The sequence below is a fragment of the Bradyrhizobium sp. HKCCYLS1011 genome (assembly GCF_051167795.1).
GTDB lineage: Bacteria > Pseudomonadota > Alphaproteobacteria > Rhizobiales > Xanthobacteraceae > Bradyrhizobium.
Genome location: NZ_JBNPTT010000002.1, coordinates 376,801 through 389,271, shown reverse-complemented (window position 1 = coordinate 389,271; position 12,471 = coordinate 376,801). Strand labels below are relative to the sequence as shown.

At 63.7% G+C, this 12,471-nt stretch carries 11 protein-coding genes; 4 read left to right on the top strand and 7 right to left on the bottom strand.

The genetic code is table 11. From position 1 onward, the window contains the following. Nucleotides 1-4: 4 nt before the first annotated feature. From ACQR1W_RS06375 to ACQR1W_RS06365, 3 genes are all read left to right on the top strand, one after another. Entirely contained in the window at nucleotides 5-1,774 is a 1,770-nt protein-coding gene (locus ACQR1W_RS06375; RefSeq protein ID WP_434849997.1) for a branched-chain amino acid ABC transporter ATP-binding protein/permease, read from the top strand. After that, a complete protein-coding gene (locus tag ACQR1W_RS06370; protein WP_434849996.1) occupies nucleotides 1,771-2,499 on the top strand; it encodes an ABC transporter ATP-binding protein in 729 nt (242 codons plus the stop codon). The genes ACQR1W_RS06375 and ACQR1W_RS06370 overlap by 4 nt, the downstream gene beginning before the upstream one ends. A 231-nt stretch (nucleotides 2,500-2,730) precedes the next feature. Then, a complete protein-coding gene (locus ACQR1W_RS06365; protein ID WP_434849995.1) occupies nucleotides 2,731-4,197 on the top strand; it encodes a hypothetical protein in 1,467 nt (488 codons plus the stop codon). A 74-nt stretch (nucleotides 4,198-4,271) separates the two neighbouring features. Here the strand turns inward: ACQR1W_RS06365 and ACQR1W_RS06360 are convergent, their stop codons facing one another. The 6 genes from ACQR1W_RS06360 to ACQR1W_RS06335 form a co-directional block, all read right to left on the bottom strand. Next, the gene (locus ACQR1W_RS06360) at nucleotides 4,272-5,417 is read right to left on the bottom strand and encodes an ABC transporter substrate-binding protein (protein WP_434849994.1); all 1,146 of its coding nucleotides are present in this window, start codon (nucleotides 5,415-5,417) and stop codon (nucleotides 4,272-4,274) included. A gap of 137 nt (nucleotides 5,418-5,554) precedes the next feature. Next, the gene (locus ACQR1W_RS06355; protein ID WP_434849993.1) at nucleotides 5,555-5,974 is read right to left on the bottom strand and encodes an acyl-CoA thioesterase; all 420 of its coding nucleotides are present in this window, start codon (nucleotides 5,972-5,974) and stop codon (nucleotides 5,555-5,557) included. Nucleotides 5,975-6,130: 156 nt separating this feature from the next. Continuing rightward, nucleotides 6,131-6,892, bottom strand: coding sequence for an SDR family NAD(P)-dependent oxidoreductase (locus ACQR1W_RS06350; protein ID WP_434849992.1), 762 nt, complete (start codon nucleotides 6,890-6,892; stop codon nucleotides 6,131-6,133). Nucleotides 6,893-6,917: 25 nt separating this feature from the next. Further along, a complete protein-coding gene (locus tag ACQR1W_RS06345; RefSeq protein WP_434849991.1) occupies nucleotides 6,918-8,786 on the bottom strand; it encodes a feruloyl-CoA synthase in 1,869 nt (622 codons plus the stop codon). A 37-nt stretch (nucleotides 8,787-8,823) separates the two neighbouring features. Then, nucleotides 8,824-9,624 carry a crotonase/enoyl-CoA hydratase family protein gene (locus ACQR1W_RS06340; protein WP_434849990.1) on the bottom strand — a complete coding sequence of 267 codons (801 nt, stop codon included), beginning with the start codon at nucleotides 9,622-9,624 and terminating at the stop codon, nucleotides 8,824-8,826. A gap of 985 nt (nucleotides 9,625-10,609) precedes the next feature. Then, nucleotides 10,610-11,107, bottom strand: coding sequence for a hypothetical protein (locus tag ACQR1W_RS06335; protein WP_434849989.1), 498 nt, complete (start codon nucleotides 11,105-11,107; stop codon nucleotides 10,610-10,612). Nucleotides 11,108-11,737: 630 nt separating this feature from the next. Here ACQR1W_RS06335 and ACQR1W_RS06330 point away from each other — a divergent pair. After that, nucleotides 11,738-12,046 (top strand): hypothetical protein, encoded by a 309-nt coding sequence (locus ACQR1W_RS06330; protein WP_434849988.1) that lies wholly within the window; start codon nucleotides 11,738-11,740, stop codon nucleotides 12,044-12,046. A 178-nt stretch (nucleotides 12,047-12,224) separates the two neighbouring features. Here ACQR1W_RS06330 and ACQR1W_RS06325 read toward each other — a convergent pair whose 3' ends face one another. Beyond that, nucleotides 12,225-12,464: a DUF1127 domain-containing protein gene (locus tag ACQR1W_RS06325; RefSeq protein ID WP_434849987.1), complete on the bottom strand. Its 240-nt coding sequence runs from the start codon at nucleotides 12,462-12,464 to the stop codon at nucleotides 12,225-12,227. Nucleotides 12,465-12,471: the final 7 nt, after the last annotated feature.

Genomic DNA, 12,471 nt, shown 5'->3' with positions numbered 1-12,471 from the left:
CGCGATGCGCGAGCGTTGGCCCCTCATCATCTTCGCCGCGGTGATGGCCGCGGTCCCGTCCATTCCGGGCATGCCGCCGTTCTGGATCGTGCTGCTCGACAATATCGGCCTGTCAGCGCTGGTCGCGATGGGACTGGTGCTGCTCACCGGCGTCGGCGGCCTCACCTCGTTCGGCCAAGCCGCCTTCGTGGGCTTCGGCGCCTACACCACCGCGGTGCTGTCGGCGAACTACGGCGTGTCGCCCTGGCTGACCCTCCCGCTGTCGCTTCTGGTCGCGGGCGGAGCGGCCGTGCTGCTCGGCCTCGTTACGGTGCGGCTGTCCGGCCACTATCTGCCGCTCGGCACTTTGGCCTGGGGGCTGGGGCTGTTCTACCTGTTCAGCAAGCTCGCATTTCTCGGCCGCAATGACGGCATCTCCGGCATCCCGCCGCTGTCGATCGACGGGCTGAAGATGCTCGATCCCGGCACCATCTACTATGCGATCTGGATCGCGGTGCTGCTCTCGGCGCTGCTGACCATGAACCTGCTGGACTCCCGCACCGGCCGGGCCATCCGCGCGCTGCGGCGCGGCCACGTCGCGGCCGAAGCGTTCGGCGTCTATGCGCCGAGCGCCAAGCTCCTGGTCTTCATCTATGCCGCGGTGCTGGCCGGTCTCTCCGGCTGGCTCTATGCCCATTTCACCCGCGCGGTGAACCCGACCCCGTTCGGCGCCCAGGCCGGCATCGAATATCTGTTCGTCGCGGTGGTCGGTGGTGCCGGCTATGTCTGGGGCGGCGTGCTGGGTGCAGCGATCGTCGTGATCCTCAAGGAGGTGCTGCAGAGCTATCTGCCGCTGCTGCTGCACGGCGAGGGTCAACTAGAGACCATCGTGTTCGGCATCCTGCTGGTTGCTCTGCTCCAGCTCGCACCGACCGGCCTGTGGCCGTGGCTGACGGCATGGCTGCCGTTAAAGCCTGCGGGCAAGAAGCCGAACACCTCGCTCACGCTGCCCGCGCGCGAACGGCCGGAAGCCATCCCCGACCTGCTGCTACAGGTCGACAATGCCCGCAAGCAATTCGGCGGTGTAGTCGCGGTCAACAACGTCTCCTTCGACGTGCAGGCGCGCGAGATCGTGGCGCTGATCGGCCCGAACGGCGCCGGCAAGAGCACGACCTTCAACCTGATCACCGGCGTGCTGCCGGCCACCTCAGGTAATATCTCGATGCTGGGCAGGCCGATCGGCAAGGCTCCGCCGCAGGACGTCGTCAAGCTCGGCATTGCCAGAACCTTCCAGCACGTCAAGCTGGTACCCGATATGACCGTGCTGGAGAACGTCGCGATCGGCGCGCATTTGCGCGGGACCGCCGGCGCGCTGTCCAGCATGGTCCGGCTCGACCGCGCAGACGAGGCCAAGCTGCTCGCGGAAGCCGCGCGGCAGATCGCGCGCGTGGGCCTTGCCGAACAGATGGACCAGCTCGCAGGCTCGTTGTCGCTCGGGCAACAGCGCATCGTCGAGATCGCGCGCGCGCTCTGCGTCGACCCAGTGCTCCTGCTGCTCGACGAGCCCGCCGCCGGCCTGCGCCACATGGAGAAGCAGCGACTCGCCGCCCTCTTGCGCGAGCTCCGCGCCGGCGGCATGTCCGTGCTGCTGGTCGAGCACGACATGGGATTTGTGATGGATCTCGCCAACCGCATCGTGGTGCTCGATTTCGGTACCAAGATCGCCGAAGGCACGCCGGCCGCGATCAAGACCAATCCCGAGGTGATCAAGGCCTATCTCGGAGCCACCGCATGAGCACGCTGCTGTCGGTTGAGGACGCGCATGTGTCCTATGGCAAGGTCGAAGCGGTGCGCTCGGTCTCGCTCGAGGTCGGCGACAACGAGATCGTCACCATCATCGGCGCCAACGGCGCCGGCAAGACCACCCTGCTCAGCGCCATCATGGGCGTGCTGCCGCTGAAAGGCCGCGTCACGTTCGCCGGCGAGAACCTCGCACGGCTCGAGATCGAGGACCGCGTGGCGCTCGGCCTGTCGCTGGTGCCGGAGCATCGCGAGCTGTTCGCCAGCATGAATGTCGAGGACAATCTCGAGCTCGGCGCCTTCCGGATGAGCAAGGCGCGCACCGCGGCCGGCTTCGAGCACGTCTACACGCTGTTTCCCCGGCTGAAGGAGCGACGCAAGCAGCTTGCTGGCACGCTGTCCGGCGGCGAGCAGCAGATGCTGGCGATGGGCCGGGCGCTGATGGGCGCGCCGAAACTCCTGATGCTGGACGAGCCCAGCCTGGGCCTTGCGCCAATTATCGTCGCCGGCATTTTCGAGATCATCGCCAAGCTGCGGCAGGACGGCGTTTCGGTGCTGCTGGTGGAGCAAAACGCCAAGGCCGCGTTGCAGGTCGCGGACCGCGCCTATGTGATGGAGCTCGGCGAGTTCGTGCTGAACGGCAAGGCCAGCGAGATCGCGACCGACCAGCGCGTGGCGGCGAGCTATCTGGGCTTTGCCGAGAGCGCTGCGGCCGGCTGAACCACACACCATCGGCGAAGCGCAGCCGGAGCTTGAGGAAGGCGGCGGATGCGAGCGATAGTGTGCTCATGCTACGCCGCCATTTGTAGTTGACTCGATCCGGCAAGCTATGCAGCCTGCGTCCAGCCAATCGAACATCGATCGTGCTGGACGGAGGTTCGCTTGCCCGACCTTGCCGCAGTCTTCTCGATATGCGCGGACAGAGGCCGCCGAACGCCTTTGGCATCGGTCATGGCTCTCCTGCTGATGCTTGCGGGAATGTCCATGGTCGCGCCGGATTGCCGGGCAGAAGATGCGGCAAGCGACGCCAGCCGGCCGGCCGCTCCCGTGGCCGGCGGCCCGACGATCAGCCCCTCGCCAACGATCCCGCCTGCCGGTGATGCAAGCAAAGCTGCAACCCCGCCGGAGGCCAGCCTGAACGATTGCGCGGGCGGTGAGGATTTCAAGGACCGGCTGTCTCATTCCGCCAACAGCCCGGCCATCGTCTATGACGCCAACCTGCTGCCCGCGGGAAACTCGGTGGATGTCGGCCTCGCCACGCCGATCGCTTCGGATGCGCATTATTTCGCGATCCTGCTCGACAAGAACAATCAGCCGCTCGAGGGCGGCACGCTCCGCGACGACATCAGCCGGCGCGCGCGCGAGAGAAAAGCCGCCAACACCGACGATCTCGTCACCAGACATCTGCTCTCTCCCGGCGAGACGATCGTGACGATCGATGTTCCGACGGCGGCTGCGGGTTTCTGGACCAAGCGAAATCTCTTCATCTATCAATGCCGGGGGCGGCGCCCCTTCAACGTGTCCTTTATGCCGGTGCATGTCAGTCCGCTCGGATGGAGCATCGCCTTCACCATCCTGATCGGCGTCGCCGTCTACGGCGCGGCGGCCCGAGCCATTCAGCGGGTAACCAAGCTCAAGCTGACCGGTCTTCAATCCTGGAATCCGATCCGCATCACGGCCGGTTCGGACAATCGCGGAAGCCTGTCGACCTTTCAGGTGTTCTTCTTCACGGTCCTGGTGTTCGTGATGCTCGCCTTCGTGCTGATGCGCACCGGGGTGCTGTCCGACCTCTCGACGACCGTGCTCGAATTGCTGGGCATCTCCGGCATCGGGGCCGCCGCCGCGAAAGGAGCCGAGACCTCTAAAACCGCCGTCGATCCCGCCAACCAGGCCTGGCTGTTGAACAAAGGATGGTTCGACACCCCCAACATCCGCCTCGACGCTGATCCGACCTTCTTCGACCTGATCTCGACCGACGGCAATTTCGACGTCTATCGGTTTCAGAGCCTGCTGTTCACGGCCGCCGTCGGAGGAGCGCTCTTCATCGGCGGGGTGTCGCAATTGTCGTCGTTCACGGTGCCGCAAAATATCCTGGGCATCCTCGGCCTCAGCCAAGTGGTCTACATCGCCGGCAAGCTCGTCAACCAGAGCAGCGCCTCGCAGATCAACGCCGTCATCACCGATCTGCGCAACGCCGAGGCCGAATTCCGCGAGGCCGTTCTCACCTATCGCCCGTCGCCCGGAGCTGCGGTGATGGCTCCGCCTTCCGGACTGGAGGAGGCGGTCAACCGTGTCGGCGCGGCCGCCTACGCCAGATATCTCGACAAGGCCAAGGCCGCGGCAAGACTGTTTACCAGTGCGACCGGCTATGTGGTCGACGCCGACAAGCTCAAGCCGTCGATCGGCGCCCTCGCCTAGTTGCCGCTCCTTCGTGAGAAACGGGCCAGCCCAGAGAGCCGGCCCGTCTTGTCTGCCTCAATGACTCCGCGCGCTCACTGCGCCGGGACGTATTTGCCGTCCTTCACCGTCAGGATGATGCGGGCGCGATCGTCGAGGCCCGAGCGGTCCTTTTCGGTGAAGTTGTAGACGCCCTGGCTGGCGGCGAGGTCCTTCTCGCTCAACAGCGCCTGGCGGATCGCCTCGCGAAACTCCGGCGTGCCGGGCTTGGCGGTCTTCAGCGCCACCGGAATGATGCGCTTCAAGATCTCGAAGGCATCATAGGAATGGCCGGCGAACTGGCTGCGGCTGTTCGCGCCGTATTTGGCCTCATAGGCCTGGTCGAGCGCAAGGCCGGGCGCCTTGGTCAGCGCGCTGTCTGCTTGCGTCTCCGGTGACATCACCGGACCCGAAGCCATGATCACGCCTTCCGCCGCCTTGCCGGCGATACGGATGAAATCCATGCTGGCGGCACCGTGGGTCTGATAGATCAGGCCCTGGTAGCCGCGCTCGCGCAATTCGGACTGAGGCAGCGCGGCTGCGGTGCCGGACGCGCCGACCAGGATCGCATCCGGGTTGGCGGCGACCAGCTTGAGCACCTGGCCGGTCACAGAGGTGTCCGGACGCGCGAAGCGCTCCTCGTCGACGATGGAAATCCCCATCGGCACCGCCTGGTTCTTCAGATCGTTGAACCAGAGATCGCCGTAGGAATCGGAATAGCCGATATAGCCGACGGTCTTGATGTTGTGCGCCTTCATGTGCTCGTACAGCACCTTGCCCATGATCGGCACCGGCTGCGGCATCACCACCGACCACTTCATCCGCTCCGGCGTGACCGGGAACGGCGCCAGGCCGAAATGCGGAATGCCGGCTTCATTGGCGACGTTGGACACGGCGATCGTCGGCGGCGTCAGCGCCGAGCCCATGATGATGTCGGCCTTGGACTCCGTGACAAAGCGCCGCGCATTGGTGGTGGCGGTGGTCGGATCACCACCGTCATCGAGCACGATCACCTTCAGCGGCACGCCGCCGATCTCCTTCGGCACGAATTCCAGCGCGTTGCGTTCGGGGATGCCGAGGGCCGCACCGGGGCCGGTGGTCGTGGTCGTGATGCCGATCGTGATCTCGCTCGTCTGCGCCAGCGCCGGTACTGCCGCCGATATTGCCGCGACGGCTGCCGCCGCTAAAAGGGCCTTTCTCATTCACTCCTCCCAGGGATGTCGTTCAGTTCGGGTCTCGCGTTTTTCTTTAGCTTATGATCCAGAAAATTCGATAACGACCTTCGTCAAAGCACGGGCAAGCCGTAAAGGAAAGCATTTCAGGCGTAACGCAGGCGCCATCAAGCTTGCAGGAATTTAACCTTCATCTCCTCCGGAAAAGGGGCCGACTTGAGCTTGTCGGGATTGTCGGGGTCGCGCCCGACCAGGACGCGGGTCTCGAACCCTTCGATCGCAAGCTGATCGCCCTTGAACACCTTGTGCAGCACCTCGAAGGAGGAGCGCTTGATGCTCTCGATCCGGCTCTCGATCGTGATCCAGTCGCCATAGGTCGAGGGGATGTAGAACTTGGCGCGGGTGTCGACCATGGGGATGCCGACCAGGCCGTAACGGCGGACGATGTCCTGCTTGGAGAAGCCGGCCGCCTCGAACATGACCGAGGTGGAATCGTCGAACATCGCGAAATAACGCGGGTAGTAGACGATGTTGGCGGGGTCGCAGTCGCCCCATTGGATCTGCACGTCGCGGCGGTGGATGAACATGTTGGCTACCGATTTCTCTCCGCGGTCATTCCGGGGCGGCTCGAAGAGCCGAGGCCGGAATCCATCTCACCACCGCCACTGACGCCAAATCGATTCCGGGCCCGACGCTCACGCGTCGTCCCGGAATGACGGCCATGATCAGTTGATCCGACGAGCTCACTTCGGCGCCATGCGCAGCGCGGCATCGAGCCGCACCACCTCGCCGTTCAGATAGGGGTTCTCCACCATGTGCAGCGCGAGCGCGGCGAACTCGGAGGCATCGCCGAGTCGGCGCGGGAACGGGATCGCGGCGGCGAGCGAATCCTGCGCCTCCTGCGGCAGGTTGGCGAGCAGCGGCGTCAGGAACAGGCCCGGCGCAATGGTCAGCACGCGGATGCCGAACTGCGCGAGCTCGCGCGCGATCGGCAAGGTCATCGCAACGATGCCGCCCTTCGACGCCGAGTATGCCGCCTGGCCGATCTGACCGTCATAGGCCGCGACCGAGGCCGTGTTGACGACGACGCCGCGCTCGCCGGTCGCCTGCGGCTCGAGCTTCGACATCTCGGCGGTCGCCAGCCGCAGCATGTTGAACGAGCCGATCAGGTTGACCTTGATCACCTTGTCGAAATCGGAGAGCGCCATCGGCCCCTCGCGGCCGATCACGCGCTTGGCCACGCCGATGCCGGCGCAGTTGATCAGAACCCGCGCCGGTCCATGTGCTTTGGCCGCCTGCACGATGCCGGCTTCGGCGGACGCGGCGTCGGAGACGTCGCACACGACGGCGGTGCCCTTGATTTCCGCCGCGACCTCCTCCGCCAGCTTGGCGTTGAGATCGAACACGGCGACCTTGGCGCCTTGCGCGGCGAGCTTGCGGGCAGTCGCCGCGCCCAATCCGGAGGCGCCGCCGGTGACGATCGCAGCCTGATCCTTCAACAACATGATTGTTCTCCTTCTGATGCGCGGTTCAGCCGACCACGATGATCTCGTCCGACGGCGTGGCCGCGTAGAGCTGCTCGATCAGCTCTTTCCGGTTCTCCAAAACCGCACGCTGGTTGATCGAGCCTTTGTCGGTAACCTCGCCCTTGTCGATCAAGAGCGGCGTTCCCAACAGCACCGCACGGGTGATCCGGGTCGACGAGCCGGTCGCGGTGGCCAGGAATTTCACGAAGCGCTCGCGGAACGCCTCGCGGACCAGCGGATCGGCCGCGGTCGCGGCGAGATCATCATAGGGCAAGGTCGCGTTGATCAGCCGGCAGCCGTCGAGATCGAGCACCACGATGGCGGCGACCTCGTCGCGGTTGATGCCGGCGATGACGACGTCGCGCGCCAAGGGCGCGCAGGCCGCGATGAAGCGGGCGCGCAACGGACCGACCGAGACCCAGGTGCCGCTGGCCAGCTTGAAGTCCTCGGCGATGCGGCCGTCGAAATCGAAGCCGGCATCGAGATCAGCAGGATTGGCCGGCTTCAGCGCATCGCCCATCCTGTAGAAGCCTTCCTCGTCGAAGGCCGCAGCTGAGACGTCCGGCTGGCGCCAATAGCCTGGTGTGACGTTCGGTCCCTTGGCGCGCACCTCGAGCTTGCCATTGTTGGGCACGAGCTTGGCCTCGTTGCCGGCGACCGGCAGCCCGACATGGCCGGAGCGGCTGGTGCGCGGATTGACCGACATGAAGAACGGTGCGGTCTCGGTCGAGCCGAGGCCGGTGAGCATCGGCACGCGCGTCCCGGTCTCCAAGACCGAGAGCTCGTCGAGTTCGCTCCAGACATGCGGCGCCATCGCCGCGCCTGAGAAGAACATCGCGTGCAGGCGGCCGAAGAATGTCTTCCGCAGGGACGCGTCCTCACGCAGATAAGGCAGCAGCGACTCATAGCCCTTGGGCACGTTGAAGTAGACGGTCGGCGAGATCTCGCGGAGATTGCGCACCGTCTCTTCGATGCCGCCCGGCACCGGCTTGCCCTTGTCGAGATACATCGAGCCGCCGTTGTACAGGGTGAGCCCGACATTGTGGTTGCCGCCGAAAGTGTGATTCCACGGCAGCCAGTCGATAATGACCGGCGGTTCGTCCTTCAGGAACGCCATGGTCTCGCGGATCATCACCTGATTGGCGCAGATCATCCGCTGGGTGTTGATGACCGCCTTGGGATTGCCGGTCGAGCCTGAGGTCAGCAGGAATTTCGCGATCGTCTCCGGGCCGATCTGGTCATGAGCTGCATCAAGCCCCGGATGAAGCGGGGTCGCGATCAGATCGGCCAGCATCGTGACCGTGCGGCCCGGCACCGCGCCGAACGAAGCGGCCATCTCCGTCCCCTCAGGCACGTTGGCTGTGAGCGCATCGGCAAACTTGTCGGCGTCGTCGACGAACACCAGTCCCGGCGTCAGCAGCTTCATCAGGTAGGACAGCTTGCCGTAGTCGCGCGACACCAGCGAATAGGCAGGGGACACCGGGCAGAACGGCACGCCGGCATAGAGCGCACCGAACGCCACCAGCACATGGTCGATCGAGTTGCCGGACAGGATCATCACCGGACGATCCGGCGACAATCCGCGCTGCAGCAGTGCCGATGCGATGTGCCGGCTCGCGGTCAGCAGCGTGGCGTAGCTCAGCTCGCGCCAGCCCGTCGGCCCAACGCGTTCGGCCATGAACACGCGCTGTGGCGCGGTCTCGGCGAAATGATGCAGGCGGTCAGTGATGCGCCGCGGATAGTCCGCCAGCGGCTGCTTGGGGCGAAGATAGATCGTGCCGTCGCCGCGACGCTCGATGGTCACCGCGGGGTCGTTGAACGAGATCGCGCGCAAGGGATGGGCACCCGGCGTTTGCGCCGGCGTCTCGTTCATTCCTCCCTGTGTGCTTGTTATGATTGGCGCGTTCATGTCACGTCGGTTTCACCTTTGCGGTCTTGTGATCGAGAAAGGCGCGGATACGGCGCTTGGCCTCCTGGTCGCTCTGCGCGACGGTGGCCATCAGCGATTCCATCAACAGGCCGGTCTGCGGGTTTGCTTCCGCGATCAGCGGCAAGGCCTGCAGAACGGCGAAATTGGTCAGCGGCGCGTTGCTCGCGATCTTCTCGGCGAGTTCCAGCGCCTTGGCCAGCGCGGTGTCCGCGTCGACCAGATATTGCGCGAAGCCATAGGCCGAACCTTCGGTGGCGGAATAGACGCGGCCCGTGAGCATCATATCCATCATCCGCGCCACCCCGATCAGCCGCGGCAGCCGCACCGAGCCACCGCCGCCGACGAAGATGCCGCGCTGGCCTTCCGGCAGCGCGAAATAGGCCGACGGCTCGGCGACGCGGATATGCGCCGCACAGGCAAGCTCGAGTCCGCCGCCGATCACCGCGCCCTTCAGCGCCGCGATCACAGGCACGCGGCAATATTGGATGCGGTCGAACACGCGATGCCAGGTCTGCGAATGCACCAGACCCTCGGTGGCGTCACGCTCACGCAATTCCGAGAGATCAAGGCCAGAGGAGAAATTGTCACCGAGGCCATGGATGACCACAGCACGAACGTCATCCGGCAGGCCGGCAAAGCAGTCACCGATCTCCTGGATGATGGCATCGTTGAGCGCGTTGCGCTTGGCCGGCCGGTTGAGGCCGACGGTGAGGACGGCGCCCCGCTGCTCGATCTGAAGCAGCGCGAAGGCTTGCGCTGGTGCGCTGTCGGCGTTTCCCATGGGCGCTATTGTGTCCTATTCAGAATAGTTATGTTTTATAACGATTTTGCCAACTGTCAACAACCGCCTCGCGGCATCGTGTTGTGCGATGCGGTATATGCGGCGCAACAAAGACATGCGCGCGCAGTCTCGCGGCAGATTATGCCCGAGTGTTGAAGACGATAGGCCCCTCTAGAGATCGAGAGGGCGCAAGGAAGGCCGGGCGCCGGCCGGCGCCCGCGGCCCGCCTGCAGCAAAAAATGCAGGCGGCAGGTACCACAGGCTCAGCCGAGACGACCCGGCCTTCCCTGCGCGATGGTCTTCACGCTTATACGTGATCTCCCCGGGGACCGGCTTGATTGCCCCCGTCTGCGTGAAGCGAAGCTTCATCGCGCTGCGCATGACGCTTGCGCGTCAGCGCGGCCTCAGCACCGGGAGGCCAGGACCACACGACTTCACGTCCGCAAGAACATCGTTCGTCCGCATCTCCGCAAAGGACATGCTGCGACATCTCGCGGCCACCGCTCCCCGCCCCGCGTGTCGTGACGATCGCGCGCAACGCCCCTCTTCGATGAGGCGGGATGGGAAGAGACAAACACAATTTCTGGAAAAGCGAAAGAGGAAATTTAGGAGATATTGCTCCCGCGAGCCGCACCATATTGAAACGGTTTGCGAAATAAGTTTTTCCAAGAGGACGAATCTTTCCCGTCTGGCGAACATACTCTGCCGCCTGACCATGCAAACTCGCAAACTGATTTGCCCGACAAGCTATCAAGTTCACAGCGTCGTCCCCGGCGAACACCGGGACCCATAACCACAGGCAGAGGTGACGAAGCAAGCTGATCGCGCTAGCCTTCGGCAAAAGAAGGCCGGTGGGTATGGGTCCCGGCGTTCGCCGGGACGACATCGCATATGCGGCGCGCTTGAGCGATCAATCGAGAACTTCCCATGACGCCCGCAGTTTCGTCGTCCGTCATTGCGAGGAGGGCATAAGACAGAACACGCCTCACGCATCAGGCAGCAATCCCGCCAATTGCTTCAGCTCATTGACGATCGGGTCTACGCGCCAAAATCGAATGGCAATACGCCGCTTAGGCATGAACTTTGCTCGGTCACCGAACTCAGTGGCGACCCTAAAATAGATCGTGACTGGTCGGATATTTAGCCAACGATTTTGTCTAACGTCCTGAACGGCGTTTAAAGGGATGCAGATTTCGCGACGGTAGTTGGAGACAAACAGCTGTCGTCCATCTGCGCGCACTCGCTTTAGTCCGGCGCAAACCCACAAAATGAATACTGATCCTACAATCCACACCCCGAGGAATACAAACTTCTCCACCGAGGGCGGCAATTCGTTGTTTCTACCGTGGAAAGCGTCCAACCAAAGAGAGACGGTTCCTAGTCCAAAGCCTGATATCCAGAGAGCCGGAAATACAAACTTGGCTGAAAACGTCCAAGCCGACGATAGACCGATCTTGCGCATGACGCTGCCGCTCAGTTCCACCCGTGACGTCCAGATGGATTCTCATCCAGTTTTGTCGATTCGATAAAGTTCGGTTTCACACCATGCGCAGCGGTAGATGCGCCCCGCACTGATCACTCGGGCTCCCAATGCCTTGCGCCGGCATCGGCTACAAACGACGCCCTCCGCTTCGTCGCAGCCGGGGTGGGTTGCCAGATACTGCTCAAGTGTGGGGTAAGACTTCCAGCGGCGGCGATAGATCAACTGGTTGAGTAGCAGGACTGCCGCTAGGGCAGCGAAGCCAACGATCCAGCCGTGATACCGATCAAGGAATTCCAATACGGGTGAGAGGGGTTTCCACATGCCTCAGATGAGCGGAGGGATTTGGCTCGCCACGTTCACGAACTATGATGAGTTTACCTCGACGATCCACTCAGGTGCGAGCAGGCCGGCGTCCGAACCGAAAGTGTTGCCCAGGTCTCCCGAACAAACCGTAAATTCATCTGTCCGGAATGGGGCCCCATGCAGACTTGATCCCAGGCGGGCAGCGGCAATTCTGGATTCCGAGGCGCGGAGGCCGGCTTCGGAGATGAACGGCGAACAACGGCATGTTCAGCATGGCTTCAATGCGCGCCATGTAGAAGGTAACCACCATTCAAATGGAGGGGACACATGGCTTCGCTCAAGACATCTCTCACAGGCGGTATCGCCGCGCTCGCCGTGACCGCAACTCTGTTCGCCGGCACGGCGCCAGCTCAAGCCCATGACGGACGCAACGCGGCGCTGATCGGCGGCCTGGTTGTCGGAGCTCTCATCGGCGGCGCACTGGCCTCGGAAACGCAAGCGTATGAGCGCGCGCCTGCCTACCACTCCCACTATCGCTACCCGGCCTATGACGGCTACGGCTACGCGCCGGCTTACCGATATCGAAATTGCGACCACGACTACGGCAGCGTTTCGGATTGGGACGACGACGAGTAGACGACTGGCAGATCCAGGCAGTCGTTGCGAGCGAAATGACTCGTCCGCCATAGGCCCGAACGGCTATGGCGGACGCGATGCAGACGACGTCTGCAGAACGACTGGATTGCTTCGAGCTATCGCTCCTCGCAAATGACGGGGACGTCGGAGGTCTGCGACACCCCAGCGGATTTCGGACCTATTCGGCGGATACAGCGCCCCTGGGGTCGATATCCCGATGCGACGCGACAAAGTCGATCTCGCCGCGCGTGGTGCCGATGTCCAGCAGCTCCCTGTCGCTGAGGCCGGACAAGGTGGCGCGGACCATTCGGCGCTCGCGCCAGTCCCGAAACGTCACCTGAAGCCTCGCGAAAAATCCGACGGGTTTGATCGGCACGAAGGTGCGCGGTAACCTCAGTATGTCGTGGGTCGTGCTCATCGCGGCA